Source organism: Pimelobacter simplex (assembly GCF_024662235.1).
GTDB lineage: Bacteria > Actinomycetota > Actinomycetes > Propionibacteriales > Nocardioidaceae > Nocardioides.
Map to the genome: position 1 here is coordinate 461,105 of NZ_CP096276.1, position 26,834 is coordinate 487,938.

General features: G+C 71.1%; 28 protein-coding genes and 1 pseudogene. 17 read left to right on the forward strand and 12 right to left on the reverse strand.

Going from position 1 to position 26,834, the window contains the following annotated elements; genetic code table 11:
* Positions 1-13: 13 nt before the first annotated feature.
* The 4 genes and pseudogenes from M0M48_RS02120 (at position 14) to M0M48_RS30995 (ending at position 2,457) form a co-directional block, all read left to right on the forward strand.
* Entirely contained in the window at positions 14-949 is a 936-nt protein-coding gene (locus M0M48_RS02120) for a TIGR03619 family F420-dependent LLM class oxidoreductase (RefSeq protein ID WP_257754208.1), read from the forward strand.
* Entirely contained in the window at positions 946-1,656 is a 711-nt protein-coding gene (locus M0M48_RS02125) for a type 1 glutamine amidotransferase (protein ID WP_257754209.1), read from the forward strand. Before M0M48_RS02120 ends, M0M48_RS02125 begins: the two co-directional genes overlap by 4 nt.
* Positions 1,653-2,198, forward strand: a pseudogene (locus tag M0M48_RS30990) (SDR family NAD(P)-dependent oxidoreductase); the annotation flags it as partial. The gene M0M48_RS02125 and the pseudogene M0M48_RS30990, both read left to right, overlap by 4 nt.
* Positions 2,199-2,277: 79 nt before the next feature.
* Complete coding sequence (locus M0M48_RS30995; protein ID WP_374587323.1) at positions 2,278-2,457, forward strand: SDR family oxidoreductase; 180 nt, start codon at positions 2,278-2,280, stop codon at positions 2,455-2,457.
* A gap of 27 nt (positions 2,458-2,484) precedes the next feature.
* Here the strand turns inward: M0M48_RS30995 and M0M48_RS02135 are convergent, their stop codons facing one another.
* From M0M48_RS02135 to M0M48_RS02145, 3 genes are read right to left on the reverse strand one after another with little or no spacing between them, the layout of a single operon-like run.
* On the reverse strand, positions 2,485-3,183 hold the full coding sequence (locus M0M48_RS02135) for a class I SAM-dependent methyltransferase (protein WP_257754211.1): 699 nt from the start codon (positions 3,181-3,183) through the stop codon (positions 2,485-2,487).
* 13 nt (positions 3,184-3,196) lie between these two features.
* Positions 3,197-4,477 carry a hypothetical protein gene (locus M0M48_RS02140; RefSeq protein WP_257754212.1) on the reverse strand — a complete coding sequence of 427 codons (1,281 nt, stop codon included), beginning with the start codon at positions 4,475-4,477 and terminating at the stop codon, positions 3,197-3,199.
* Complete coding sequence (locus M0M48_RS02145) at positions 4,474-4,977, reverse strand: hypothetical protein (protein ID WP_257754213.1); 504 nt, start codon at positions 4,975-4,977, stop codon at positions 4,474-4,476. The genes M0M48_RS02140 and M0M48_RS02145 overlap by 4 nt, the downstream gene beginning before the upstream one ends.
* Before the next feature lie 131 nt (positions 4,978-5,108).
* Here M0M48_RS02145 and M0M48_RS02150 point away from each other — a divergent pair, with 131 nt between their 5' ends.
* The gene (locus tag M0M48_RS02150; protein WP_257754214.1) at positions 5,109-5,708 is read left to right on the forward strand and encodes a hypothetical protein; all 600 of its coding nucleotides are present in this window, start codon (positions 5,109-5,111) and stop codon (positions 5,706-5,708) included.
* Positions 5,709-5,723: 15 nt separating this feature from the next.
* Here M0M48_RS02150 and M0M48_RS02155 read toward each other — a convergent pair whose 3' ends face one another.
* Entirely contained in the window at positions 5,724-6,314 is a 591-nt protein-coding gene (locus tag M0M48_RS02155) for a TetR/AcrR family transcriptional regulator (RefSeq protein WP_215816450.1), read from the reverse strand.
* A 106-nt stretch (positions 6,315-6,420) separates the two neighbouring features.
* Between M0M48_RS02155 and M0M48_RS02160 the strand changes: the two genes are divergently transcribed.
* The 4 genes from M0M48_RS02160 to M0M48_RS02175 are packed head-to-tail and all read left to right on the forward strand — an operon-like array spanning position 6,421 to position 11,122.
* Positions 6,421-7,179: an SDR family oxidoreductase gene (locus tag M0M48_RS02160; RefSeq protein ID WP_257754215.1), complete on the forward strand. Its 759-nt coding sequence runs from the start codon at positions 6,421-6,423 to the stop codon at positions 7,177-7,179.
* Positions 7,176-8,198 carry a phosphotransferase family protein gene (locus tag M0M48_RS02165; protein ID WP_215816448.1) on the forward strand — a complete coding sequence of 341 codons (1,023 nt, stop codon included), beginning with the start codon at positions 7,176-7,178 and terminating at the stop codon, positions 8,196-8,198. The genes M0M48_RS02160 and M0M48_RS02165 overlap by 4 nt, the downstream gene beginning before the upstream one ends.
* Entirely contained in the window at positions 8,198-9,430 is a 1,233-nt protein-coding gene (locus tag M0M48_RS02170; protein ID WP_257754216.1) for an acyl-CoA dehydrogenase family protein, read from the forward strand. Before M0M48_RS02165 ends, M0M48_RS02170 begins: the two co-directional genes overlap by 1 nt.
* A gap of 42 nt (positions 9,431-9,472) precedes the next feature.
* Entirely contained in the window at positions 9,473-11,122 is a 1,650-nt protein-coding gene (locus M0M48_RS02175) for an ABC-F family ATP-binding cassette domain-containing protein (protein WP_257754217.1), read from the forward strand.
* Positions 11,123-11,135: 13 nt separating this feature from the next.
* Here M0M48_RS02175 and M0M48_RS02180 read toward each other — a convergent pair whose 3' ends face one another.
* A complete protein-coding gene (locus M0M48_RS02180) occupies positions 11,136-12,824 on the reverse strand; it encodes an alkaline phosphatase D family protein (RefSeq protein ID WP_215816445.1) in 1,689 nt (562 codons plus the stop codon).
* Between the two features lie 114 nt (positions 12,825-12,938).
* Here M0M48_RS02180 and M0M48_RS02185 point away from each other — a divergent pair, with 114 nt between their 5' ends.
* Positions 12,939-14,051 carry a PfkB family carbohydrate kinase gene (locus M0M48_RS02185; RefSeq protein WP_215816444.1) on the forward strand — a complete coding sequence of 371 codons (1,113 nt, stop codon included), beginning with the start codon at positions 12,939-12,941 and terminating at the stop codon, positions 14,049-14,051.
* Positions 14,048-14,974 (forward strand): pseudouridine-5'-phosphate glycosidase, encoded by a 927-nt coding sequence (locus M0M48_RS02190; RefSeq protein ID WP_257754218.1) that lies wholly within the window; start codon positions 14,048-14,050, stop codon positions 14,972-14,974. The genes M0M48_RS02185 and M0M48_RS02190 overlap by 4 nt, the downstream gene beginning before the upstream one ends.
* 17 nt (positions 14,975-14,991) lie before the next feature.
* Here the strand turns inward: M0M48_RS02190 and M0M48_RS02195 are convergent, their stop codons facing one another.
* Positions 14,992-15,486, reverse strand: coding sequence for a hypothetical protein (locus M0M48_RS02195; protein ID WP_257754219.1), 495 nt, complete (start codon positions 15,484-15,486; stop codon positions 14,992-14,994).
* A 131-nt stretch (positions 15,487-15,617) separates the two neighbouring features.
* On the opposite strand from M0M48_RS02195, the gene M0M48_RS02200 reads away from it, so the two are divergent.
* The 4 genes from M0M48_RS02200 (at position 15,618) to M0M48_RS02210 (ending at position 19,304) form a co-directional block, all read left to right on the forward strand.
* Positions 15,618-16,259 (forward strand): hypothetical protein, encoded by a 642-nt coding sequence (locus tag M0M48_RS02200; RefSeq protein ID WP_257754220.1) that lies wholly within the window; start codon positions 15,618-15,620, stop codon positions 16,257-16,259.
* Positions 16,162-17,184, forward strand: a complete 1,023-nt coding sequence (locus tag M0M48_RS31000) for a recombinase family protein (protein ID WP_374587216.1) — start codon at positions 16,162-16,164, stop codon at positions 17,182-17,184. Before M0M48_RS02200 ends, M0M48_RS31000 begins: the two co-directional genes overlap by 98 nt.
* Positions 17,185-17,267: 83 nt before the next feature.
* The gene (locus tag M0M48_RS02205) at positions 17,268-18,512 is read left to right on the forward strand and encodes an IS256 family transposase (protein WP_257750619.1); all 1,245 of its coding nucleotides are present in this window, start codon (positions 17,268-17,270) and stop codon (positions 18,510-18,512) included.
* 48 nt (positions 18,513-18,560) lie between these two features.
* Positions 18,561-19,304 (forward strand): zinc ribbon domain-containing protein, encoded by a 744-nt coding sequence (locus tag M0M48_RS02210; RefSeq protein WP_257754221.1) that lies wholly within the window; start codon positions 18,561-18,563, stop codon positions 19,302-19,304.
* A 206-nt stretch (positions 19,305-19,510) separates the two neighbouring features.
* Here M0M48_RS02210 and M0M48_RS02215 read toward each other — a convergent pair whose 3' ends face one another.
* Together M0M48_RS02215 and M0M48_RS02220 are read right to left on the reverse strand one after the other, a co-directional pair.
* A complete protein-coding gene (locus tag M0M48_RS02215) occupies positions 19,511-20,908 on the reverse strand; it encodes a hypothetical protein (RefSeq protein WP_257754222.1) in 1,398 nt (465 codons plus the stop codon).
* Between the two features lie 152 nt (positions 20,909-21,060).
* Positions 21,061-21,417, reverse strand: a complete 357-nt coding sequence (locus M0M48_RS02220) for a hypothetical protein (protein ID WP_257754223.1) — start codon at positions 21,415-21,417, stop codon at positions 21,061-21,063.
* A gap of 299 nt (positions 21,418-21,716) precedes the next feature.
* Between M0M48_RS02220 and M0M48_RS02225 the strand changes: the two genes are divergently transcribed.
* Positions 21,717-22,532, forward strand: coding sequence for a hypothetical protein (locus M0M48_RS02225; protein WP_257754224.1), 816 nt, complete (start codon positions 21,717-21,719; stop codon positions 22,530-22,532).
* A gap of 36 nt (positions 22,533-22,568) precedes the next feature.
* Positions 22,569-23,861 (forward strand): DUF1173 domain-containing protein, encoded by a 1,293-nt coding sequence (locus M0M48_RS02230; RefSeq protein WP_257754225.1) that lies wholly within the window; start codon positions 22,569-22,571, stop codon positions 23,859-23,861.
* A 17-nt stretch (positions 23,862-23,878) separates the two neighbouring features.
* Here the strand turns inward: M0M48_RS02230 and M0M48_RS02235 are convergent, their stop codons facing one another.
* The 4 genes from M0M48_RS02235 to M0M48_RS02250 form a co-directional block, all read right to left on the reverse strand.
* Positions 23,879-24,286, reverse strand: coding sequence for a hypothetical protein (locus M0M48_RS02235; RefSeq protein ID WP_257754226.1), 408 nt, complete (start codon positions 24,284-24,286; stop codon positions 23,879-23,881).
* A gap of 38 nt (positions 24,287-24,324) precedes the next feature.
* The gene (locus M0M48_RS02240; RefSeq protein ID WP_257754227.1) at positions 24,325-25,257 is read right to left on the reverse strand and encodes a hypothetical protein; all 933 of its coding nucleotides are present in this window, start codon (positions 25,255-25,257) and stop codon (positions 24,325-24,327) included.
* Between the two features lie 189 nt (positions 25,258-25,446).
* The gene (locus tag M0M48_RS02245) at positions 25,447-25,602 is read right to left on the reverse strand and encodes a hypothetical protein (protein WP_257754228.1); all 156 of its coding nucleotides are present in this window, start codon (positions 25,600-25,602) and stop codon (positions 25,447-25,449) included.
* A gap of 17 nt (positions 25,603-25,619) precedes the next feature.
* The gene (locus tag M0M48_RS02250; RefSeq protein WP_257754229.1) at positions 25,620-26,693 is read right to left on the reverse strand and encodes a DUF4192 domain-containing protein; all 1,074 of its coding nucleotides are present in this window, start codon (positions 26,691-26,693) and stop codon (positions 25,620-25,622) included.
* Positions 26,694-26,834: the final 141 nt, after the last annotated feature.

Sequence of the window (26,834 nt, forward strand, 5' to 3'; positions counted from 1 at the left end):
GGAGGATCGCGCCGTGCCCGCACCCCGCATGCTGATGATCCTCAGCGAGAACTGGACCCTCACCGACGGCCGCAGTCTCGGCGACCTCGTCACCTGGGCCCGGACCGCCGAGGACGCCGGCTTCGACTCGGTGATGATCTCCGAGCACGTCGTGCTCGGCCCGGACGCCAGCGACAAGGGCGTGATGGGCAACCCGCGCGACTACGCGATGCCCGGCAACCAGGACCCGCTGATGCCCTGGCCGCACTCGCTGACGCTGTTCTCGGCGATCGCCGCGGTCACGTCGCGGATCCGGCTCGTCGGTGCCGCTGTGCTCGCGCCGCTGCGCCACCCGCTGATGCTCGCCCGCGAGCTCGGCACCCTCGACCTGCTCTCCGAGGGCCGGCTCGTCGTCCAGCCCAGCGTGAGCTGGAGCAAGGACGAGTACGCCGCGCTCGGCGTCCCGTTCCGCGAGCGTGGCCGGATCCTCGACGAGCAGCTCGAGGTGATGAACCTGGTCTTCACGCAGTCGCCGGCCACCCACCACGGGCGCTACTTCGACTTCGAGGACATCTACCTGGAGCCGAAGGCGTTCCGCCCCGAGGGGCCGCGGATGTGGTTCGGCGGGCAGAAGGCGCACGGCGCCGTCGTCGACCGCCTCGCGCGGTACGGCCACGGCTTCCACCCGCTGGGCAGGCCGACCGAAGAGGACCTGCGCGTCGTCCGCGAGGCGATGGCCGCGGCCGGGCGCGACGCTGCCGACCTGGAGATGGTGGGCGGCGTCCGGTACCGGTTCCCCGACGACCGCTCCCTGGCCGACCTGGGGGAGTCGATGGACTCGATCCCGGCACAGCTCGACCAGGGTTTCACGACCTTCTGCATCAAGCCGTCGATGTACATCGACGATGCTTCGGGGATGGAGAACTTCTGCAGGGACGTCATGAAGCGCGCCGAGGCGATGGGCCGATGAGCGCCGGGACCAAGCGGCTGCTGGTGATCGGGCACGACTACCTGGCGACGTCCGGGGCGATCGAGGGCCGCTTCGCCGAGCGCGGGTACGAGGTGGAGAGCATCCGCGTGGTGCCCTCCGACCGCTTCGACGACCCCGGTGTGGACGTCGACTTCCCGGACCCGCGCGACTACGACGCCGTCCTCGTGCTCGGTGCCCGGTGGGGTGTCGACGGCGACGAGGTCGCGTCGTGGGTCAAGCCCGAGCTCGAGCTGCTGCACACCGCGGACGAGGCCGAGGTCCCCGTCCTCGGTATCTGCTTCGGCGGCCAGATGCTCGCCCAGGCCCACGGCGGGTCGGTCGGCCGGTCGCCCGTGCCCGAGATCGGCCCCCACGTGGTGTCGGGAGAGCCGGCCGTGGCCGGGATCTGGACGCAGTGGCACTACGACCGGTTCGTCCCGCCGGCGGACGCGACGGTGATCGGCGTCAACGCCGCGGCACCCCAGGCCTTCGTGCTGCGGCGCAACCTGGCGGTGCAGTTCCACCCCGAGGTCGACGCCGACAGCGTCGCCGCGTGGATGGCGGACGGCGGCGCCGCGGACGCCCGCGACCAGGGCCTCGACCCGGACGTGCTGCTCAACCACATCCGCTCGCTCGACGACGACATCCGGGTCCGGGCCGCGGCGCTCGCCGACTACTTCCTCGACGTGGTCGCCGTGGGCCGATGAGCCGGGTCGTCCTCGTCACCGGCGGCGGTACCGGCATCGGTGCCGCGGTCGCCCGGCTGCTCACCGCGGGCGGCGACCAGGTCGTCGTCTGCGGCCGCCGCGAGGAGCCGCTGCGCGACGTGGCGGCCGGGACCGGGGCCCGCGCCGTCGTCGCCGACGTCAGCGAGCCGGCCGGCATCGCCCGGGTCGTCGACGAGACGATCGCCGCGCACGGCCGGCTCGACGGACTCGTCCTCAACCACGGGATCATCCACGTCGGCCGCGTGGACGAGGTCACCCCCGAGCAGTGGGAGGAGACCCTCCGGGTCAACCTCACCTCGCCCTTCCTGCTGGTCCGGGCCGCCCTCCCGCACCTGCTGGCCGCGCGCGGCGCGGTCGTCGCGGTGTCGTCGGTCGCCGCGCTGCGCGCCGCCGACGGCATGGCCGCCTACTCCGCCAGCAAGGCCGGCCTCCAGATGCTCGTGCAGTCGCTGGCGGTCGACCACGGCCGTGACGGGCTGCGCGCCAACGCGGTCTGCCCCGGCTGGACCGCCACCGAGATGGGCGACGCCGAGATGGCCGAGCTGGGCGCGGCCCGCGGGCTCTCGGTCGCGGACGCCTACCGGCTCGCCCACGGCGGTCGTGCCGCAGCGGCGGGCGGCCCGGCCCGAGGAGGTCGCGGCGGCCGTCGGCTGGCTGCTGTCGGGGGCGGCGTCGTACGTGAACGGGGTGGTGCTGCCCGTCGACGGCGGCTCGTGCGTCGTCGATCCCGGCACGCTCGCGCTCGACCCGCGGGTCACCGTCGACCTGACGGGCGGCTGAGCCCGCACCAGCAGCCCCGCGCCGGCCTCAGCAGGCCTCGAGCACGAAGAAGAGGAAGCTGAGGAAGCGCCGGCGCTGCCCCAGGTCCGGCGGGATCAGGGCGGCCGGGGTGTCGGTCGCGATCGACGGCTCGCTGATCACCGCGATCCGGAAGCCGGCGGCGGTGAAGGCGTCGGTCATCGCCTGCAGCGGTCGGTGCCAGTTGGTGTAGGTGACCGTGCGACCGGCGTGCTCGGCGTCGTAGGAGAACTCCGTGACGTCGAAGTAGGAGCCCTCGGGACGGAGGAGCGGGTAGAGGACCGGGTGGTTCACCGACGCCACGAGCCGTCCGCCGGGGCGCAGCACCCGCCGCAGCTCCGCGAGGGGACCGGTCCAGTCCTCGAGGTAGTGCAGGACGAGCGAGGCGACGACGTCGTCGAACGCCGCGTCGGGGTAGGGGAGCGGGTCGGCGAGGTCGGCGACCCGCAGGTCTGCGTCCTCGCCCAGCCGCCGCCGGGCCAGCGCGATCATCGCGGCACTCAGGTCGAAGCCGGTGATCGTCGCCCCCCGGTCGCGCAGCGCCGCGGACAGCGGCCCGGCGCCGCAGCCGGCGTCGAGCACGCGGCGCCCGGCGACCTCGCCGAGGAGGTCGAGCACCGCCGGGCGCTCGTAGTGGCCGTTGAGGAGGTTGACCTCGTTGTCCGCCGCGTAGGCCTCGGCGAACTCGTCGTAGTCGGTGGTCGGCACGGTGGCGGCCGGCTCAGTCGAGCACGCCGGGTGCGGCTCCCTCGTCGTCCAGCCAGTCCTGGCCGTCGTCGAACAGGTCGCGCTCCTGGCCCTTCTCGTCGTCGCGCTTGCGCTCGCCGCGCCGGCCCCCGCCGGCTGCACCGGCGGCTCCGGACCGGCCCCGGGCGCCCTGGTTGCCGCGGCCGCCGGCCCCGCCCGCGGCGCCACCGCCCCGGCCGCCGCCCGCGCCGCGGCCGGCGGCCCGGTTGACCTGGCTGCCGGGCGTGCCGGTCCCGTTACCGGTACCGGCGCCCACGCCGCCGCGGGTCAGCGAGCCCGGGCCGCCGGTGCGGGTGGTGCCACCGATGGTGCCGCCCGAGCCGCTCAGGCCGCGGCCGTTGAGCAGGCCGCGCAGGCCGTTGACCAGGCCCGGCCCGCCGAAGACACCGGCGCCGACCGCGCCGCCGAGGACCGCGGGTCCGACGCCGCCGCCACCGCCGCCGCCCGGGCCTCCGGGCACGTGCGGACCACCGGGGTCGACCGGCGGGAAGCCGGTCGGGACCTCGGGCGGGTGGACGGGGCCGACCGGCGGGACCGGCGGGTGCTCGATCGTGGGCGGCGGGTGCTCGATGATCGGCGGCGGCGTGACCGGGATGGTCGGGTGCAGCGGCGGCGGCACGTACGGCGTGCCGGGCCGCCCGATCGGCGGGACCCCGCCGCCGGTGCCCGGGTCGGCTCGCCCGGGCTTGTTGGGGGTGCGCTCCTCGGGCTCGCCGTGGATGCGCTGGAAGACGTCGCCGGCCTCGCGGTAGCGGGCCCGGAGGTTCTCGAGCTTGACCCGGGCGTCCTCGTCGGCCCCGGCGTACGCGCTGACCTGGTTGTTGTAGGTCTCCATCTGGCGCGCGTGCTTCTTGAGCGCCTGGATCTCGGCCGCGTCGTCGGTGCCGGTCGGCGTCGGGAAGGGCGGCGGGCTGCCGGGGGAGGTGCTGGGGGCGCCGGCGGCCGCGGTCCGGGCCGCCTGCATGGCCGGGAGCACCTTGAGCAGCACGTCCTGGGCGTCCGCGAGGTCGGTCTGGCGCTCGCCGATCCGGGTGGCCGCCTGGACGAAGGCGTCGTGGGCGTCGGTGCCGATCGTGGAGCCGGCCCCGAAGCCCTCGAGGATCTTGGGCGCGGCCTGGGTGAGCGCGCCGGCGATCTTCTCGAACGCCGTCGCGTTGTTGTTCCACGCACTGCGGGAGGTGGCGACGTCGTCCATCGCGCCCTCGTCGATCCCCGTCGTGACGTGCTTGAGCTCCGCGATGTGCTGCCCGGTCATGAGGGGTCCTCTCCGGTCTCGTCCTCGGTGCCCGCGGGGGTCTCGTTGCTGGGCAGGTCGTTGGTGTGGTCGTTCTGGGCGTCGACGTGGCCCTGCTGGCCCAGGTCGATGTTCTCGGTCCGGGCCACGATCTGGGTCAGGTCCGCCTGGGCCTGCTCGTCGGTACGGGTGATCAGCGCCTGGGCGTCGAGGACGGCGGCGTGGAACTTCTCCAGGTCGGCCTTCATGCCCTTGAGCGTGTCGACCACGACGCCGTGGGCGCGGGTGTGGTGGTACGACAGCCGCGTGGCCTCGGTGCCCATCCCGAAGGACGCGGCGCGGATGAAGCCGTCGACGGGGAACTTGTTGGTCTCCAGGTCGGTGATGCCCTCGTCGAGGGCGGTCAGGACGAGCTGGATCTGCTCCTCGACCAGGTCGAGGCCCTGGGCGGGGGCACCGTCGGGTTTGAGGTCGCCGATCGAGAGAGCGCCGGCGAGCCGTGTGCCGAGTTCAGCGAACATGGTGCGTATGTCCTTCGGATCCGAGAGGGGAGGGCCATCGGCCGACTACCCACCCCGGTCCGCGGTGAAACCGGCCCGTCGTCCTCCGTTGCTAGGGTGGCCGCTCCACTGCCCCCGGAAGGATGGGTCGGATGTCGTCTCGGGTCCCTCGTGCCGCGCTCGCGGCCCTCGCCGCCGGTGCGCTGGTCGCGGCTCTCGCGGCGTGCGACGACGAGCCGGGCAAGGCCGGGGGTGACGGCCCCAGCGGGACGCCGACCGCGGCGTCGACGGCCACCTCCGGCAGCACCGGTACGCCCTCGGCCACCGTCGAGCCCGCCACCGGCGAGGTGCTCGAGGTCGCCGCGCTGAGCCTGCACCTGACCGAGGGGCCGCGGTGGCTCAAGCCGCCGGCGGGCGCCCTGACGGTCTCGGCGACCTACGTGAGCGACAGCGGCCTGCCCGTGACGATCACGCTCAGCGACATCAGCGCCGTGCAGACCGACCTCGAGGCGGACGCCGAGGCGTTCCTCCAGGTCTCCAAGAACGACCCGCCCCCGCGCCGGATCGACAACCGCACGGTCAACGGGGTCGAGGTCTGGGCCGCCGAGGGCAGCAACGCCGAGCTGCGCTCCTCGTGGATCGGCGGGATCCACGACGGCCGCCAGTGGACCCTCCAGGTGGAGACCCCGGTCGACCTCCCGGATGCCGACCGGCTGCGCGAGCAGGTCATCGCCAGCATCGCCTGGAAGTAGCCGGCGCCCGGGCCCTCAGCCCGCCGCGCCCACCAGGCGCAGCGCGAGATCGGCGTAGTAGTCGCCGATCTGGGTCGGGGTCCACTCGCCGTCCTCGCGGTACCACCGCGCGATGTCGACGCCCATCGAGGCGAGCGCCGTCGCGGCCAGGGCCGGGTCGGGGGCGTCGAAGACGCCGGCCGCGACACCGTCGCGCACCAGGGTGCGCAGCTCCTGGTCGATGCCGGTGCGGAGCTCGTCGATGCTCGCCCGGTGCTCCTCGCTGAGCGCGGCGAGCTCGTAGTTGAGGATCCGCGCGACCGTGTGGTGGTGGGCGTGGAACTCCGCGAACGCGCGGGCCACGGCCGCCAGCTGCGCGACCGGGTCGGCCGTGGTGGCGCGGGCCGCGCGGATGATGTCGAGCGCGGACTGGTGGCCCTCGCGCGAGATGAGGAAGAGCAGCTCCTCCTTGGACTTGTGGTGCACGTAGACCGCCGCCGGGCTCATCCCCGCCGCGCCCGCGATGTCGCGGGTGGTGGTGCCGTGGAAGCCCTTCTCGGAGAAGGCCGTGACGGCGGCCTCGAGCAGCCGGGCCCGGGTGGCCTCGGCACGCGACGAGCCGGTCATCGGCGTCCCTCCTCGGGTTCTTGACGGGGCGCGGTGCCCGCGTGCAGAGTAGAGGCTAGCGCGCTAAGCAAGCGCTTAGTAACCACCTGACGGAGTGAGGCAGACGGTGAGCACCAGATTCGAGGGCAGGACGGCGATCGTCACCGGCGCGAGCCGGGGGATCGGACTCGCGATCGCCGAGCGGCTCGTCGCCGACGGCGCGCGGGTGGTCATCACCGGGCGCGGCCAGGAGGCGCTGGACGAGGCCGTCGCGACGCTCGGCGGCCCCGCGCACGCGCTCGGCGTGGCCGGCAAGGCCGACGACGCCGCGCACCGCGCGGACACGGTGCGCCAGGCGATCGCGACCTTCGGCAGTGCCGACCTCCTCGTCAACAACACCGGCATCAACCCCACCTACGGCCCGATGATCGAGCTCGACCTCGACGTCGCCCGCAAGGTCGTCGAGGTCAACTGCATCGCCGCCCTGGCCTGGGCCCAGGAGGTGCACGCCGCCTGGACCAAGGAGCACGGCGGCGCGATCGTCAACGTCTCCTCGGTGGCCGGGGTCAAGCCGGCGCCCGGCATCGGGATCTACGGCGCCAGCAAGGCCATGCTCATCTCCATCACCGAGCTCCTGGCCGTCGAGCTCGGCCCCGGCGTCCGCGTCAACGCGGTCGCCCCGGCCGTGGTCAAGACCAAGTTCGCCACGGCGCTCTACGAGGGTCGCGAGGCCGAGGTCTCCGCGCAGTACCCCCTCAAGCGGCTCGGCGAGCCCGACGACATCGGCAGCGTCGTGTCCTTCCTGCTCTCCGGCGACGCCGCCTGGATGACCGGCCAGACCCTCGTCGTCGACGGCGGCGTCACCCTCACCGGAGGCGTCGAGTGAACCCCCCGGGCCTCGACCTCGACCGCCTCGGCGCCTGGCTGTCCGCCGAGGTGCTCGGCGCTGGCGCACAGCTGAGCGCCGAGCTCGTCGCGGGCGGCAAGTCCAACCTGACCTTCGTCGTCTCCGACGGCACCCAGGACTGGATCGTGCGCCGCCCGCCGCTGGGTCACGTGCTGGCGACCGCGCACGACATGGGGCGCGAGTACCGCGTGATGTCGGCGCTGCAGGACACCGGCGTCCCGGTGCCGCGCACGTTCGCGTTCTGCTCCGACCCCGAGGTGATCGGCGCGGACTTCTACGTCATGGAGCGGTGCGCCGGGGTGCCCTACCGCCGCGCCTTCGAGCTCGAGCCGCTCGGCGCGGAGCGCACCCGCGGCATCTCCGAGCGTCTCGTCGACACCCTGCTCGCGCTCCACGCGGTCGACCCGGCGGACGTCGGGCTCGGCGACTTCGGCCGCCCCGAGGGCTTCCTCGGGCGCCAGGTCGGACGCTGGCGCAAGCAGCTCGACGCGTCGTACACGCGGGACCTGCCGGCCGCCGACGAGCTGCACCGCCGGCTTGCTGCCAGCGTGCCGCCCGAGTCGCCGACCGGGATCGTGCACGGCGACTACCGCCTCGACAACGTGCTCGTCGACAGCACCGACGGGCGCGACCGTGCGACCGCCGTCCTGGACTGGGAGATGGCCACGCTCGGAGATCCCCTCACCGACCTCGCGCTGATGCTGACCTACCACCAGCTCGCCACCGAGATCGGCGAGGCCGTCGCCGACGCCTCCGAGGCGCCGGGCTTCCTGGGCGAGGACGAGATCGTCGCCCGGTACGCCGCCGGCAGCGACCGCGACCTGTCCCGCTTCGGCTGGTACCGCGGCCTCGCGGCGTTCAAGCTCGCCGCGATCCTCGAAGGCATCCACTACCGCTTCCTCGCCGGCCAGACCGTCGGCGAGGGCTTCGCCGGGATCGGCGAGGCCATCCACCCCCTGCTCGATGCCGGCCTGGCCGCACTGAAGGAGAACGACTGATGGACTTCGGATTCGACGCCCGTACCGAGGAGCTCCGGGCCACGCTGCTCGACTTCATGGACTCCCACGTGCACCCGGCCGAGGCGGTCTTCCACGACCAGCTCGCCGCGCTCGACGACCGCTGGGCCTGGGACTCGACGCCCGTCATGGTCGAGCTGCGCGCCGAGGCGCGCCGCCGCGGCCTGTGGAACCTCTTCCACCCGGGCGAGGAGGGCGCCGGCCTGACCAACCTCCAGTACGCCGTGATGGCCGAGATCTCGGGCCGCAGCATCCACCTGGCCCCGGCCGCGATGAACTGCGCCGCCCCCGACACCGGCAACATGGAGGTGCTCTCGCAGTTCGGCACCCCGGAGCAGAAGGCGCAGTGGCTCGAGCCCCTGCTCGCCGGCGAGATCCGCTCGGCGTTCGCGATGACCGAGCCCGACGTGGCGTCCTCCGACGCGACCAACATCGAGATGTCGATCGTGCGCGACGGCGACGAGTACGTCCTCAACGGCCGCAAGTGGTGGATCACCGGCGCGATGAACCCCAACTGCACGATCTTCATCGTCATGGGCAAGACCGACCCGGTCGCCGAGCGGCACCGCCAGCAGTCGATGGTCCTCGTCCCGCGCGACACCCCGGGGCTCGAGGTCGTGCGCGGCATGGAGGTCTACGGGTACGACGACCACGAGCACGGCGGCCACGCCGAGCTGCGGTTCACCGACGTCCGGATCCCGGTCAGCAACCTGATCGGCGAGGAGGGGGGCGGCTTCGGCATCGCCCAGGCCCGCCTCGGTCCCGGCCGGATCCACCACTGCATGCGGTCGATCGGCATCGCCGAGCGCGCCATCGAGATGATGTGCGAGCGGGCCGACGCGCGGGTCGCCTTCGGCAAGCCGCTTGCCGACCAGGGCGTCGTCCGCGGCTGGATCGCGGAGTCGCGGGTGCGCCTGGAGCAGCTGCGCCTGCTCGTGCTCAAGACCGCGTGGCTGATGGACACCGTCGGCAACAAGGGCGCGCACACCGAGATCCAGGCGATCAAGATCGCCACCCCCGAGACCGTCCAGTGGATCCTCGACAAGGCGATCCAGCTGCACGGCGCCGGCGGTCTCTCGCAGGACCTCCCGCTCGCCAACATGTACGCCGGCATCCGCACCCTGCGCTTCGCCGACGGCCCCGACGAGGTGCACAAGAACGCCCTCGCGCGCACCGAGCTGCGCCGCCAGGCGGCGGCCCGCGAGGCGCGCTGAGCGCGGCGGAGAGCTGCGGGGAGGGCCACTACGATCGTCCTCATGAGCGCGACCCTCGTCACCAAGGACCTTGCCGGGGGCCACGCTCACCGCACCCTCTTCGAGTCCCTCGACCTGACGGTCGCGCCGGGCGACGTGGTGGGGGTGGTCGGCGCCAACGGCGCCGGCAAGACCACCCTGCTGCGGATCCTCGCCGGTGACCTGGCGCCGCTCGACGGCGTCGTCTCGACCGCGCCCTCCGACGCCTTCGTCGGCTGGCTCCCGCAGGAGCACGAACGCATCGCGGGGGAGAGCGTCGGCCAGTACGTCGCCCGCCGCACGGGCGCCACGGCCGCGACCGAGGCGATGGAGCAGGCCGCGGCGGAGCTGGGCACCGGCGAGGATCCCAGGACCGCCGACGCCTACGCCCACAGCCTCGACCACTGGCTGGCCAGTGGCGCGCCCGACCTCGACGAGCGGCTTCCGCCGGTGCTGGCGGACCTCGGGCTGGACGTCGGTCCCGACGCCCTGATGACCTCGCTGTCCGGCGGTCAGGCCGCGCGCACCGCGCTGGCGGTGCTGATGCTGAGCCGCTTCGACCTGGTGCTCCTCGACGAGCCGACCAACGACCTCGACCTCGCCGGGCTCGACCGCCTCGAGGACTTCGTGCGGGGACTCCGCGCGGGCGTCGTCCTGGTCTCCCACGACCGCGAGTTCCTCTCCCGGGTGGTGACCCGCGTCGTCGAGCTCGACCTCGCCCAGCACCAGGTCGCCGTGTACGACGGCGGCTACGACGCGTTCCTCGAGGAGCGGGCCATCGCGCGGCGCCACGCGCGGGAGGCCTACGAGGAGTTCGCGGACAAGAAGGCCGACCTGGTCCGGCGCGCCCGGGTCCAGCGGGAGTGGAGCTCCCAGGGCGTGCGCAACGCGATGCGGAAGTCGCCCGACAACGACAAGGTCCGGCGCCGGGCGCAGTCGGAGTCGTCGGAGAAGCAGGCCCAGAAGGTCCGCCAGATGGAGTCGCGGATCGCGCGCCTGGAGGAGGTCGAGGAGCCGCGCAAGGAGTGGGAGCTGCGCTTCTCGATCGCCGCCGCGCCGCGGTCGAGCTCCGTGGTCGCCACCCTCGACGAGGTCACCGCACAGCTCGGCTCCTTCGCCTTCGGCCCGGTGTCGCTCCAGGTCAGCGCCGGCGACCGGATCGGCATCGTCGGGCCCAACGGCGCGGGCAAGACGACGCTGCTGCGGCTCCTCCTGGGCCGGCTGGCTCCGGACACGGGCCGGGCCGCCCTGGGCGCGTCGGTCGCGGTTGGTGAGATCGACCAGGCACGCACCGGACTCGACGACGACCTGCCCCTCGGGACGGCGTTCGAGACGGCCATGCCGGACCTCGCGCCGGCCGACGTACGCACGCTGCTGGCGAAGTTCGGGCTCAAGGCAGACCAGGTCACGAGCCTCGTCGGCCGGCTCTCGCCCGGCGAGCGGACCCGTGCGGCGATGGCGCTCCTGCAGGCCCGCGGGGTCAACCTCCTCGTCCTCGACGAGCCCACCAACCACCTCGACCTGCCGGCGATCGAGCAGCTCGAGGAGGCCCTCGACTCCTACGACGGCGCGCTGCTGCTGGTCACCCACGACCGCAGGCTGCTCGACAACGTGCGCCTCGACCAGCGCTGGCAGGTCGACGAGGGTCGCGTCGCCGCGGTCCAGCCGGCCTGACCCTTGACCAGGGTCAGGTGAGCGCCCGCGCCGCCGCGGTCACCCGCCGCGTCCCGGCCTTCGTCTGACGCGAGGCCGCCCACCGGATCGGGCTGTTCGGGTCGGTGCCCTTGTCGACGAGGAACCAGTCCGCCTGCACCCGGTCGCTGGCGAACTCGACGACGAGGCAGCCGGTCCGGAAGCCCTCGGACCAGCGGATCCACGGGTTCGCGAGCGCCGCGTTGGTGTTGAGGACGGTGTCGAGCAGGTTGCCGACCCCGGGCGCGACCTGGTTGACCATCGTCTGCAGCGACGGCGAGGCCACGCCCGGCGTGACGTACTCGACGGCGACGGACCTGCGGTCGAGCAGGTAGCGGTTGGGGCGGGCCGGGATCTCGCTGGCGAAGCTCTGGTGCACGTCGCCGGTGAGGATCACGACGTCCTCGATGCCGGCCATGCCGTCGACGAGGCGCTGGCGCTGGGCGAGGAAGCCGTTCCAGTCCTCGACGTAGAGCTGCAGCAGCGGCTCCTCCAGCTTCTTCGACAGCGCCGGGCCGAGCAGGTCGGTGATCTGACCGGGGAGCTGGGGGAGCAGCACCTGCGGGAAGAACGGCACCTGGTTGCCGAGCACCTTCCAGCGCGCGGTGCTGGCGGCCAGGCCCTGGACCAGCCAGTGCTCCTGGTCGTCGCCGATCATCGACGCGTCGGGGTCGCTGGACGACGAGCCCAGGGCGACGTACCCGAGGAGGGCGCTCTTGGGCGGCTGGGTGCGGAACCGTCGCTCGTCGAGCATCCAGAGGTCGACCTGGTCGCCGAACGCGAGGCGGCGGTTGATCCGCTGCCAGTCGTCGGGGTCGGTGTGCCGGATCGGCAGCCACTCGAGGAACGCGCGGCGTCCCGCGGTGGCCCGGGTCGCCCAGTCGCCCTCGGTGGCGGGATCGTGGTTCTCCGCGCCGTTCTGCCAGGTGTCGTTGGCGATCTCGTGGTCGTCCCACACCGCGACCATGGGGTGCGCGGCGTGCAGGTCCTGGAGGTTCGGCTCGAGCTTGTAGCAGCCGTGCCGCACGCGGTAGTCGGCCAGCGTCGTGCACTCGTGGAGCGGGTCGGCGTTGCGCGGGTTCTTGGGGTAGCCGCCGAGGACGCCGCCCGGGGCGTACTCGTAGACGTAGTCACCGAGGTGCAGGATCGCGTGCAGGTCCGTGCGCTGGGCGAGGAACTTGTAGGGGACGAAGTAGCCCCAGTCGTAGTTGGCGCACGAGACCACGCCGAACCGCACCGGCGCCGACGAGCCGGGCGCGGCCGCCGTACGGGTGCGGCCGGTGCGGGAGGTCGCGCCCAGCGCGGTGAACCGGTAGAAGTACGCCGTCGCGGGCTGCAGCCCGCTGACGTCGACGTGCACGGTGTGGTCGCGCTCGGCGGAGGCGACGGCGCTGCCCTGCTGGACGACGAGGCTGAAGCCGGCGTCGCGCGCGATCTCCCACGTGACGTCGACGTCCGGGCCGACGCCGGAGCCCGGCGCCGCCTCGACCGACGGCGTGACCCGGGTCCACAGCACGATGCCGCCGGGCAGGGGATCGCCGGACGCGACGCCGTGCACGAACGGCGCGCCCGCGGCGACCGCGTCGGGCCACGAGGCGAGGGCGAGCGCCGCACCGCCTCCGATGGCGCCGGCGATGAGGGTGCGCCGGGACAGGGCGCGCTGCGGAAGGGACGAGTCGGACACGGGGGGCCTCCTGCTGGACTGACCTCGCAACGACCCGGATGTGACCTGCGTTACGTCCCGGTCTGGTCCGGCCGTTCTTGCTTATCTTTGTAAGTCGTACTTATTGTTCTCAGCATGACCACGCTGACACCCCGCGAGCGCCAGATCGTGGAGCTGCTGCGGACGCAGCCCCTCCTCGACGCGCAGGCCATCGCGGAACGGCTCGGCAGCACCCGCGCCTCGGTCGCGATGGCGCTCTCGTCCCTCACCCGCAAGGGCGCCATCGCGGGCCGCGGCTACATCGTGCGCGACGAGCCGCACGTCGTCGTGCTCGGCGGCGCGGTGATGGACATCAAGGCCCGCACCGTCGCGGCCGCCGGGCTGCACACCAGCAACCCGGCGACGATCCACACCTCGCCCGGAGGGGTCGGCCGCAACATCGCCGAGGGGCTGGCGCGACTCGGTCGTCGTACCTCGTTGATCGCGGCGGTCGGCGACGACGTGTTCGGGCGCGAGCTGATCGCGCACACCGCCGACGCCGGCGTGTACGTCGACCACGTCGTCCGCGGCGCGCTCGCGACCGGCACCTACCTCGCCACGCTCGACCGCGACGGCGAGCTCCTCGTCGGCGCCTCCGACATGCGCGCGACCGACTCCCTGACCGTCGAGCAGATCGGCCGCGGGCGCGACGTCCTCGCCCGCGCCGACTTCGTCGTGATCGACGGCAACATCCCCGCCGACGTCGTGCGGTGGGCGCTCCAGACCTGCGCCCAGCACGGCGTACCGGTGTTGCTCGACCCGGTCAGCGTCGCCAAGGCCGCGCGCCTCGCGCCGCTCCTCGACGGCGTCGCCGTCGACACCGTCACCCCCAACATCGCCGAGCTCGGCGCCTTCGCCGGCGCCCCCGTCGCCGACAACCGGCCCGCGATCACCCGCGCCGCGGCGGCTCTCCACGAGCGCGGCGTACGCCGGGTGTGGGTGCGCCGCGGCAAGCGCGGCAGCCTGCTCAGCGACGACGGCGAGGTCACCCTCCTCGCCTCGCGCCCGGCCGACGTCGTCGACGTCACCGGCGCCGGTGACGCCATGACCGCCGCCTACGTCGACGCCCGCAGCGGCGGCGACACCCCCGTCGACGCGGCCGACCTCGGCCACGTCGCCGCCGCCCTCACCGTCGCCCACCCCGACAACGTCCGCCCCGACCTCGACGCCGCGGCCATCCGCACCGCCCGAACGGAGACCCCCTCGTGACCAGCATCAACCCCGTCCTGTCCGTCGCCCCCGAGGTCCGCACGGCCCTCGAGTCCGGCGGCCCGGTCGTGGCCCTCGAGTCGACGATCATCAGCCACGGCATGCCCTACCCGCGCAACGTCGAGATGGCCCGCGAGGTCGAGCAGATCGTCCGCGACCACGGCGCCACCCCCGCCACCATCGCCATCCTCGACGGGGTCCCGCGCATCGGCCTGTCCGCCGACGAGCTCGACGTCCTCGCCTCCGACGAGTCCGTCGCCAAGGTCAGCATCCGCGACATCGGCTACGTCGCCGCCCGCCGCGCCCACGGCGCCACCACCGTCGCCGCCACCATGCGCCTCGCGGCCCTCGCCGGCATCCGCGTGTTCGTCACCGGCGGCCTCGGCGGCGTCCACCGCGGCGGCGAGACCTCGATGGACGTCTCCGCCGACCTCACCGAGATGAGCCGCACCGACGTCGCCATCGTCAGCGCCGGCGTGAAGTCCCTCCTCGACATCGGCCGCACCCTCGAGGTCCTCGAGACCCTCGGCGTCCCCGTCGTCGTCCACGGCGCCGACGAGTTCCCGTCGTTCTTCTCCCGCTCCAGCGGCTTCGCCGCCCCCATGCGCCTCGACTCACCCGCCGAGCTCGCCGCCATGATGCGCGCCAAGTGGTCCCTCGGCCTCGAGGGCGCCGTCTCCATCGCCAACCCCGTCCCCGCCGCCGACGAGATCCCCCAGCCCGAGATCGAGGCCACCATCCGCCAGGCCCTGGCCGACGCGGACGAGCGGGGGATCCGCGGCAAGGACATCACGCCGTACCTGCTGGGGCGGATCGTGGAGCTGTCCGACGGGGCCTCGCTGGAGACCAACATCGCGCTGGTGCGGAACAACGCGCGGCTCGGGGCGGCGGTCGCGGTGGCGTACGCGGGGCTCGGCGCCTAGAGGCTCTGGGCGCGGCCTCAGCCGGAGCCGCTGGCCTCAGCGGTGAGCGAGTGGAACGTCAGCTCAGGACCGTAGTCACCGTCAGGATCGGTGAGCACCCGGAACGTCCGCGTCGGGAAGGCTGCTCGCAGCGCCGCACCCCACGACGTCGCCAACGGGGCCAACAAGAGCTCCGTCTCGGCCTCGAAGGCGGTGCTCGGCGCGAAGACGTCCCAGAGGTGGATGTGGTTCATGACCAGCTCGACGGCGACGGCGTCGCCGTCGAGCTGTTGGAACCAGGCCTCCACGGCCTCCTCGTCGTATGCGCTCTCGAGGAGGACTGCTCCGCGGTGCTCGACGAACCTCGGGAAGGCGAACGTCAGGGCCAGCGCCATCATCGAGGGCTTGAGCATGATGCTCAGGTAGGTCCGGGGGTCGTACTCGGCTCGGGGACCGAGCAGCTCGGTCACGTCGGAGAACCCGGCCAGGTCGATCTCGACGTGCTCGGGATGCACCTGCCCGTCTGCGGTCACGGTCGCGAGCGTAGGCCCTGGGGAGCGAGCCGGGCCACGAGTTATCCGCAGTTTGCGAACAGCCCTTCCGGAGCCCGCAGACCCCGACCTAGGTTGCTGGTCAGCCAGCCGTCCTATCTCGGGGAGTCGTCATGGCGCTGCTCCAGCCACCCGTCGTGTCCGACGACCTCGTCGCGCGTCTCGACGACCACCTCCGCGCCGCCGTACGGCGTGAGGCGATCGACCCGCAGCGCGATCCCGCCGCCGTACGACGCCTCGCGGTCGCCCTCGTCCGCGACCACGACGAGCGCAGCCTGACCGGTGTGGTGCCACCCGTCGGTGACCACGAGGCGGTGCTCACCGAGCTGATGGCGCGGGTGGCGGGGTTCGGGCCGCTGCAGCGCTATCTCGACGACCCGACGGTCGAGGAGCTGTGGATCAACGCGCCCGACCGGGTGTTCGTGGCCCGGGCGGGGCGGCACGAGCTGACCAACGTGGTGCTCACCGAGGCCCAGGTGGGTGAGCTGGTCGAGCGGATGCTCAAGTCGACCGGGCGGCGGGTCGACCTGAGCCGGCCGTTCGTCGATGCGGTGCTGCCGGACGGTCATCGGCTGCACGTGGTGCTCCACGGGATCGCGCGGGGGTTCTCGGCGGTCAAGACCGCAGTGAAGAAAACCACTGCTAGGCTCGCTTCGCATGGGACAGCCGCGCGGAGCTCCTCAAGCCCCGGCAATCTATGCGCGAATCAGCCTCGACCGCACAGGTCAGGCACTCGGCGTGCAGCGGCAGGTTGACGAGTGCCGCGAACGATGTCGATCGCTCGGATGGCCCGAGCCCAAGATCTACTCCGACAACGACATCTCGGCACGCTCCGGCAAGCGACGACCGAGCTTCGAGCAGCTTCTGCTAGACGTCGAGTCCGGGTTCGTAGATGGCATCGTCGCTTGGCACCTCGACCGCGTCCTACGACGAGTAGTGGACCTTGAACGAGTGCTCGACGCGATCGAGTCCCAGAGGTCTGCGGTTCCGGTGGTCTTTCTTCAAGCCGGTGAGATCGACTTGATGACCCCCTCCGGGCGCCTCTTGGCTCGAATCCTGGCTGCAGTTGCCGCCAATGAAGGTGACGTGAAGTCTGCTCGTCTGTCTGCGCAACGGGCGCAGGCTGCACAGTCAGGCCAGGCCCACGGGCCTCTTGGCTACGGTTACGACGACCAGCAGCGAATCATCCCTGAGGAAGCAGAGGTCATTCGAGAGGTTGCGCAGCGGGTTGTCGACGGTGACTCGCTGTACTCGATCGCCTCTGACCTCAATGCTCGAGGGGTCCCGACGCCCGGGAGTGGACGATGGGACGCGAGGCGCGTCGACCGGGCAGTTGGACTCAATCAGCGCCCCGAGGTCACCGCAGTCATCACTGCCGTGCGGGGCAACTCCGCGGTTGCACCTGCCGCGCTCGCGCGGCTGTTGCGAGCTGCGGGGGGAACGCCCGGGCTTTGTACGGCGTCCTGGGTGCGCGACCAGCCGTGGGCGGACCATGTCCTCTCTGGTGATCATGGTTTAGACGATTCCACCATTGCGCGCCTACTCGCGTCGGCTGGCGTTGAAGCGGATCGGTCCTACTGGCGAGCTGCGAATGTCCGAGCGATGGTTCGTCGAGGATCGCTTTGCGGGTGGCGTGAGTTAGTGGAGTCCAGCAGAGTGGTGTACGACGGACCTGAGTGAGCGCGTGCCTCCAACGTAGGCGCGGCCACCGGGTGGATCCTTCGAGTGATCTGCGAAAACCGACTCGAAGAAGGACCACGACGATGACCGCTGGACCCAGTATCGACCCTGCACAGTTCCTGAACGAGCAGCTGTCCCAGGCCAGTCCTGATCTGATGCGGGACCTGCTCACCACGTTCGTCAATGCGCTGCTCTCGGCGCAGGCCGACGCGGTGTGCGGCGCCGGCTACGGCGAACGCAGCATGGAGCGCGTCAACTCCCGCAACGGCTACCGGCACCGCGACCTCGACACCCGCGTCGGCACTCTGGACGTCGCGGTTCCCAAGCTGCGCACCGGTTCGCTGTACCCCGAGTGGCTGCTGGAGCGCCGCAAGCGAGCAGAGCGGGCACTGACCAGTGTGGTCGCGACCTGTTACCTGCTCGGCGTCTCGACGCGGCGGATGGACAAGCTGGTGCAGACCCTCGGCATCACCGGCCTGTCCAAGAGCCAGGTCTCGGTGATGGCCAAGGAACTCGACGAGCACGTCGAGCAGTTCCGCACCCGACGGCTGGAGGAGGCCGGGCCGTTCACCTTCGTGGCCGCCGACGCGTTGGTGCTCAAGGTCCGCGAAGGTGGCCGGGTGGTGCCGGTCCACGTGCTGGTCGCCACCGGCGTCAACGCCGACGGGCACCGCGAGATCCTCGGCGTGCAGGTCACCAGCAGCGAGGACGGCGCCGGGTGGCTGGCCTTCTGGAGGGATCTGACCGCCCGCGGCCTGGCCGGGGTCAAGCTCGTCACCAGCGACGCCCACGCCGGGCTGGTGGCCGCGATCGGCGCCACGTTGCCCGGCGCCTCGTGGCAGCGCTGCCGAACCCACTACGCGGCGAACCTGATGTCGGCGACGCCGAAGTCCTCGTGGGGCTGGGTCAAGGCGCTGCTGCACTCGATCTACGACCAGCCCGACGCCGACGCTGTCCACGCCCAGTTCGACCGGGTCGTCGACGCCCTGGCCGAGAAGCTCCCCAAGGTGGCCGAGCATCTGGAGGACGCTCGTGCCGACATCCTCGCCTTCACCGCGTTCCCGAAGGAGATCTGGCGCCAGATCTGGTCCAACAACCCCAACGAGCGCCTCAACCGCGAGATCCGCAGGCGAACCGACGTGGTCGGGATCTTTCCCGACCGGGCCAGCATCATCCGGCTCGTCGGCGCCGTCCTGGCCGAGCAGCACGACGAGTGGGCCGAAGGCCGCCGCTACCTCGGACTCGACGTCCTCGCCCGCGCCCAGGCCGTCGACACCTGCGTCGTCGAGGAGGTGACCGAACCCGAACTCCAGGCCCTCACAGCCTGACCGACACGCCCAACCGAGGGATCAACCTCGTACACCACCCCAGCGGACTTGACCCGTGAGTTCAGCCCCGGCCAGCGCGGTGGGTACGGGGAACTCGTTTCCCAGGGGGATTGGACGCCGATCCTGCCGAAGGAACTGATCGAGGAAATCAGACAGGTCACCGACCGGCCGTCGATCAAGAGAGGACGTGAGCCAAAGTACCTGCTTGCGGGCATCTTGAAGTGTGGGAAGTGCGGCTCGAGTCTGGGTGGTTCGCCGACACAGGACGGTGCCTTCCGCTATGCCTGCTCGAAGCAGCCGGGACGAGCCCATACATGCGGCGGCCTGACAGTTGCGGGGGCTCAGACTGACTTGGTCGTTTCCATGGCGATCATCGACGCCGTGGCGGAGGCCAAGGTTCGGTCAGGTGCCATTCGGCGCCGCAGCAGCGCGGGTGCTGCCGCTGCAGAGCGTGAGATCGTGGAGATTGGTCGGTTGCGGAAGCACTACGGCCTTGAGTTTGCAGCGAATCGACTCCACCAAGATGAGTGGGACGCCATGAGGGAAGGCTGGGCGGCTCGACAGCGCGAGGCGGAGCGGGTGCTTGGGCAGTGGGCTCCGAGCCTGCAGGCTGTGCTGACGGACGTGCCGAAGAAGCGAGGCGACATCGAGAAGTGGTGGGATGCAGCGCCCGTGCGGCGGCGGCGGGAGATCGTTCGGGCGCTGGTCGAGAGGATTGAGATCGCGCCCAGGGGGAAGTCGGGCAATCGCTTCGATGACTCGCGAATCGGCGAGCCCGTGTGGCGGGCCTAGGCAGCGGGGCGACCCTCAGGGCAGGCAGGAGGGACTTCTGCGGCCATGATCTCGGCGATTCGGTTGAGCACATTGGCGCCTGAGATTACTGGAGGTTTGCCCTGCTTGACGCGGGCTTCGCGGGCTCGTAGTGAGTACGCGTCGGCCATCTCGCGAAGGGAGCGCTGCCGAGGCGCTTGAGTACGATCCATGGCGGTCCTCCTTTCTTACCGGCCGTAGCTCTTGGCGTCGAGGGCGCGTGTGGCGGGGAAGGGGGACGGCGGCCGCGGCGCGGTCGGCGTCATGTCGAGGGTCTGGCGCAGAGCGGCGCGTTGGAGGGGATTGCTGAACTGCGTGGTAGGCGACTTGGGCGCTGGCATGTTGACCAGGTCGGTGAGAGTGGCCTCCAGCCGGGAGCTTCTGCCGACTCGGACGGGCCCTCCCGCGTGACGAGGGCTGCCATTAAGGATGTTGGTGTTGGAGCGGAGCAGTTCCCGGCGCAGCGACCTGCCAAGGTTGTAGGTGACCTCGTGGGTGGCGTTGGCCAGGGTGAGCATCTGATGGGGCTGCAATGTCAGCTCGACGCCTCGTTCTTGCATCCGGTTGATGGCCGCGGTTAGTTCGCCTTGCTGCCAGAACCTGCGCATGTTCGGTTCCCGTGCGGTTACGTCGATCAAGTGGGTGACTTGCGGTTGGAGTGCCTCGAGCACCTCGGTGCGTTCGTTGAAGAAGGGCACGAACACGACGGTCTTGGCAGAGCGGGCCGCCATGTTCGCGAACACTCGGCACAGGTGGAGCTGGCTGGCGATTACCTGTCGTGCGGAGTCGGCGCTGATCTCGGGTTCGCCGATGTAGAAGGCATTGTTGGCATTCAGCGGTCGCAGGAATGCCGCGAGCCGCTGCTGGGCGGCCGCGAGGTCTTCGGGCACCGAAACCAGCGACACCGGGTGCATCACGTTCGCGGCGGCTCGCGGCGTGCGGGGCGTGGCCAGGTCGGGCGCGTCGCTGGTGGCGTACCATGTGGCGACGCGGGCGGCCTGCGAGGTGATGAGCCGCTTCTCTTCCAGACCCATCGGGTATGCAGGCTGCTGGTGGCCGTTGAACAGCCCGACCTCGGCGAGCCGGTCGTCGAGTACGAGTACCGCCTCGATGGCAACGGCGGCGTCGCGAAGTACATACCACCCGGCGCCGTGATCCCGAACCCACGATTTGTCATCGGCAGAGTCCAGGGCATGGGTCGCGGCCAGCAGTTCGGTCGCGGCCTCCCGCCAGGTCTCGACCACCGGATCGGTGCTTGCCGTACCGAGCACCTCCAGCGGGGAGAGTCGCTCATCGTTCGGGAGGGTGGGCATCGAGGACGCGATGTTGTGCAGCAGGGTCGCCAGCTTGTTGTCGATGCCCTCCAGGTTCAGTCCGGGCGCCGGCGCCGGCAGGTTCCTTGCTGGATAGGCGGTGTTGAGCCCAACACCGTAGAGCCGCTGCCGCAGTGCGTCGACCACGGCCTGGCGGCAGGGCAGCAACTGGTCGACAGCGGCCGTCTCGGCCGGGATCGAGTCGTCGCAAAGGAGACGGTTCAGCGCCCAGGCTGCGTTCTCGGCGTGCTCGCCGTATGTCTCGACGGTCATGACCGCAGCTCCCCCGGAAGCGCCGGGAGCAGCGGGAGCACGCCGTGCCAGCTCGCTGAGAGTGTCTGTGGTGCCATGTCGGGGAGAAGCAACCCCGCCGTCGCCGGATCGGACACGAGATCGCGAGCAATCCGCGACACAGGCGTGGTTAGTTAGTAGGCGGTTCCGACACCGGCCGCGGCGATGCCGCACCGCAACAGCCGGCGCGCCGCCTCGAGGCGCAGGCTGTGCCGGAGGACCTGGGAGGTCGCCAGCATCGCGGTCAGCCGCCCCTCGAGTTCGGCTAGCCCTGTGCGGAAGTCATCGACGTTGACGTTGACGTAGTGGGTGGGGCACCGCTGCCCGTAGTCGACGAGCTCGGCCCGTGCCATACCGAGGTACGGCAGCGCGACGCGATGTCCTTCCTGGCCGACGGCGCCCTCGATAGCGGCGAGGAGTGAGACCGTGTAGACGAAGGCGGGGGTCCCGTCGTAGACGTCGCCGGCGAGCCCGGCATGACGCGCAATCATCAAGCTTGGTCCTTCCGCGAGACCGGCCACGGTCGGCGAGGTTACCGACCATGCGGGTCTAGCAAGAATCGAATGGAGGGAGGAACACCTCCAGCCGCTGGCTGTGGACAAGCCGCGCGGGGAGTGCCTGTGGACGCCAACTGGACGTGCCGCGAGCCTGGGCCCTGGGCGGCGCCCCACTGAGCGGATGCGCGCGGATCGGCGTCGCCGCCGCCTGATCATGGACCTGATCGAGGACAGCTCACCCATGACCCGCGCCGAAGGGTCGGGCCTCGCTTGGCTTCGGGTATGGCGCCGCCGTGCAGCACATGCGCGACGATCTGCGCCGGTTCGACGACGAAAGCACCACATTCACTCTCACGGGGGTCGCTGAGCGCCTGTCCGGCAAAGGCCGGGGCGGAGATCGGGCGACGCAGGATGTCCGAACCGCGAAACCGCGCGTTGCCTTTCCCCGCATGCCAGTCGTGCCCGCACCACGCGAGCACCCAGCCCAAGGAGAAAGGCAGCACGCCATGCTCAACTCAACACCGGGGCCGAACGAGAACGCCCGGCCGCCCTTCGTCCCCTCCGAGGACGACCGGACGCGCGGCATCCTCACCGAACAGCAGCGGTACGTCCTCTGGCAGGCGACGGGCGTCCTCATCGACGACACCTTCGCTACGGCTGCGGGCGCGGCGCCGGACCACATGTGGTTCCCGCCCTGCACCCACCAGATGCGACCCCAATGGTGGGCGAAGATGCGAAGTGCAGGTGACCGCATCGCGGAGGCATTTCGTACTGGAAAGGACCTCGCCTGTCAGAACTTCGCCGAAGAGGTCGTCGTCGCGACCGTCCTCGGCTCAGAAGCCATCGACCAGATCCTCGACTACGTCGACGACGACCCCGATGAGTACGCCTCCCTCTCGGGAGGGGCCGAGTTCGACTTCACCGAGACCCTCGGCGACCTTGCCGATGATATGGACGCGGCCCTCTTGTTCCCGTCCAGCTTCGAGGTTGATAGGGACGGCAGTGTCGTCGATGCGCAGTGGCCCGTTCCCGTGGCGGTAGTCGCAGCAGTGTGCGGTGATCCCGAGCGTTGGTTCGACCCCTACCCCCTCACTCTGCCGGGCGCCTGAGCCGGCCCGCCCCCGGTCGCTCGCGAGGAACGCAGGATGAACTCCGCAGCCCCGCAGCCAACGGAACAAACACGGTCTGCCGGCGCAGAGAGTGGTGAGCGACAGAGGTTCTGGCTCTACGGCCGCCACATCACTCTCGCCACGAACTCCGAAGTCCAGAAGCTCCTCGCCACTGCACATGCCGATCGGGTCCGGCCGCTGTGCCTGTGCCGGCCCGGGGGAGTGGCGATGTACGTTGCGAGGATCGGCACCGGCCGGTACGTCGTCAAGCGGATGCCCGACAGCGGGCTCGCCCATGCGCACCACTGCCCCTCCTACCTGCCGCCCGAGGCGCTCTCAGGGCTCGGCCAGGTTCTCGGCAGCGCGATCACCGAGGAAGCCGACAGCGGACTCACCGCGATCAGGCTCGGCTTCCGGATGTCCAAGACCGAGCGAGCATCGTCGGCTGACGCCGGTAGCGGGAGCGGGGCCGATTCGGTTGCTGCCGACCCGAACCGGCTTACCCTGCGCGCGGTCCTGCACTACCTGTGGCAGGAAGCCGACCTCGCGACCTGGTCGCCGGGCATGGCGGGCAAGCGCAACTGGCGCGTGGTGTCGTGGCATCTGCGCGAGGCCGCTCGTGGGAAGTACACCTTGGGCAAGCCGCTGGCCGTCCGCCTCTATGTCCCGGAACCGTTCACCGCCGAGAAGAAGAGGGAGATCGCTGCCCGGCGGCTGTCTACGTGGGCGCCGCTGCAGCAGCGTGGCTCCGCTCAGCAGTTCATGATGCTTATCGGTGAACTCAAAGCAATCGAGTCCGCCCGGTTTGGTCACAAGCTGGTCGTCAAGCACTTGCCCGACGCGCCGCTGATGGTCGACGACGCGCTCTGGGCCCGTCTCGACAAGCGGTTCCGCGACGAGGTTGAACTCTGGCGGGCCGACGAAAAGGGACACCTGATGGTCATCGCCACCTTCTCTGTCGGCCGCGCTGGGCTCGCGACTGCAGAGGAGATCTCGTTGGTCATGACCGACCGCAACTGGCTGCCGTATGATTCCGTCGCCGACAAGCTGCTCCTGGATACCGCGGTCGAGCACCGCCGCCGGTTTACCAAGTCGCTGCGCTACAACCTCGCACCCAACAGGCCGATGGCCACCCTGGTGTTCACCGACACCGAGACCCCCACCGCCGCCTTCTTGCTCAGCAGCGAGGAGGGCCGCGAAGCCGTCGCCGAGATCGCCACCCAGACCGAGACCGAGGTCTGGACGTGGGTCCTCGGCGAGGACATGCCAACCCTGCCGCCCCGGGCCGACACGTCGCGACCCGCGAACAACAACTATCCCGCCGAGTAGCCGCCCGCGGCGGCGGGTCACGTCTGGTTCCAGGGCATCGACTCCTGTCCGTCGGCTACGCCTTGGCTGATGATGTGGGCGGTCGCGTTCCGCGCATTGTTGAGGTGCTTGTAGAGGTCCACGGCGAGTCCGCGGGTCTCCTCGAGGTGGAGGCGGGCGAGCCCGATGGCCATCGACGGATCGGACTCGTCGGTCATCTCGTCCATGCTGAGCACCTGGTCGGCCAGCGCCTGCTCCAGCACGGTGGACAGTTGGGAGCACGCCTGGGGGAGCGCGCCCGCAAGGTCGGCGAACTCGGCGAGCTGGTCGGAGGTGTCGGACGGAAGCTGGTTGCGGGCCCACATGGTGGCGCGGTTGAAGCCGTCGACGTGTTCGCGGGCAGCGGTGGCGTGGCCGCTTGCTCCAAGGTCATCGCTGTGGTCCATGTGTGGCGCTCCGTTCGGCCGAGATCCGGGTGATGGTGTCACTGGTGCACAGCTGGTGGGTGGACCAGGACCTGGCGACCGCCCGGGGGCCCCACCTTCGCCATGTTCGTTGGCGCGGCCGAGGCGGGATCTGTCTTCGGTTCCGCGGCGGCCGAGCGGATCCGGTGAACCCGCCCGAGCGACGCGGGCCCGTAGCGCCACTGGACGAAGTTGATGAGCGAGTTTGCGAGCCCGACGCGGGCCATGATCCGGTCGGCATCCCTCTCCACCACCGAGCGCCACGCTCGATCGGCAGCCGGGGCGAGGTAGCTGATGGCGACCAGGACCGCGGTCGCGACCCCGAGTCCGGGATCACCTTCCGGCTCGAAGCCCTGCACCAGTGCGACGACGCCGAGCACGATTCTCAGGTGCCACGCCAGGTCGCCGGCCGGCACCCATGAGAACAGGCGCGCGATCTGGCGGATGACGACGAACAGCAGCGTCCAGGGGAACGCCCACAGGCGCGCCGCGAAATCGAGGCGCGCCGGCCCGACCCGCTGGCGGGCGACGGCGTGTCCGATCGCGGTCGCGGCGTCCGCAGTCGTGAGCCGCCTCTCGTACAGGCTCCGCAACAGCCACGGCTCGACGATCACGGTGCGGCGCCCGATCTGAGTCGCCGGCGGTCCCTCGAGGTCGGTCAGCCGTACCAGCACCTGCCCGGGCGCGAGGCCGAGGTTCGCGGTCAGGCGCAGCGTCGGCTCCAGCAGGGCGCGCTCACCGGGGCGCAGTCCGCGCGCGAAGCCGAAGATCCGTGCTACCGGCGGCTCCCACCAACCGCACCCCAGCACGATCGACACGACAAGGGTGCCCAGGAACGCGAACACCAGCCCCGCTTCGGGGAGGAACCCCAGGCCCATGATCGCGACGAAACTCCCCGCGACGCCGGCAGGCACGACCGCACAGAGCCGGATCAGCTTCGTCGACGTCCGCATGCCCTTACCTCCCCGTTAGACGGGACCGACCTTCCACGGCTCGCGGCCCGGCCCTCCCGGACGAGCCGGCACTTCCCCTGAGTGTGCGCCGACGGACCGACGGCGCAACCCAGTCGTCTCGAGGCTGTGGACGACGCCGCGTCATGCACAGGAGGTGGGCTCAACCCTTGACATGCAAAGGGGCTGGGACTAGTCGAGCAGCCTGTCGAGGCGGTTCTGGTCCTCACCGGAGAGGTAGACGAGGTCCAGCTTGGCGATCGGCGTCGTAGCCGGAACCGCGAGTGGGGGTGGGGCGAGGAGGAGGCGGGCGAGCCGCGCCTCGAGGCGTGAGTGCATGTTCGTCACCGGGTTCTCCTTCATGGTCAGTGGCCCACGGCCGGGCCGCGAGGGTCCGGGTCGATGGATCCGCGACGGTGGGCCTCGGCCTCGGCCGCGGCCTGGTCGTTCGTCCGTCGTCCCGGGGCGAAGGTGTCGCGCAGCGCTGCCTGCTGCATGAGGGTGCCGGCAGTCGCAGGCAGGGCCTTGTCCCACTCGCGAGGGTCGACCGCCTGGGTGAGGGCGGCGGCGACCAGGTCGCCGAGCCGGTTGTTCTTCGAGAGCTGGTCGAGCGCGACCCATGCCTGGGCGCCGCGACCCTCGAGGAACGAGCTCAGCGCCAGCAGGGTTGCCGGGGTGTCGCGCACCTCCACCGGCGCCCGGCGGACCAGGTCCTGCCAGAGCTCGGAGAAGACCGCAGCATCCTCGCGGCTCATCGTGAACACGGCCGCGTCGCGGATCCGCGTGTCGCTGATCGCGACCAGGACCCGTGCCGCGTCGACGTCGGAGAGGTACTCCCGATCGCGGTGGAAGCGGTCCAGCACGGCACCGAACCACTTGACCTCACCTCGCCGCCCCCGGTCGTCGAGGTCGCCGAACCGCTCCCACGCTGCGGGCAGGCACTCGGCCACGCCGCTGGAGTCGCCCTTCATCACCGCGGCCAGATCGTCGCGACCGGCGGCCGGCATCACGCGGCCGCGGATCGCGAACTCGGCGTCGATGCGGGCGCGGGCGCTCGGGTCCACGGTGCCGTGGGTGCCTTCGAGCAGATCGGTCCACTGGTTGCCGTTGACCCACAGCACCGGTCCCACGTCGGGGCCGACGACACCGTCGGTGAGGAGAGCGTCACCCAGCGCAGCAAGCGCCTCGACGCAGCGGCGCCCGTCCTCGCCGTAGGCCACCAGCGCAACACGTTGCGGATGGTGCCGGTTGAGGTATACATCGGTGAGCTGCTGGAGCCACGCGCCCGTGTCCTCGTGCGAGTCGGGAAGGTCGATGCGGGCGGTAGGACCATCACCGAAACTGAGGCACACCATGCTTTCGGAGGGCGCAAATCCAAGGGCATGGGGGATGGATGCGATCAGCTCGTCGCGCGAGGTGATCTTGAGAATGCCGGTCATCGACGACACCTACTTCGGGTTGGAAGGGACGGTTCTTCTCCCGCGGAGAAGCAACCGGCCGCGGCGAGGATCGGACAGCGCTCTACCGGTCGGCTGCCACGGTCGACCCGGGTCTGGGCAGGTGCTTCGGGCGGGTCCAGC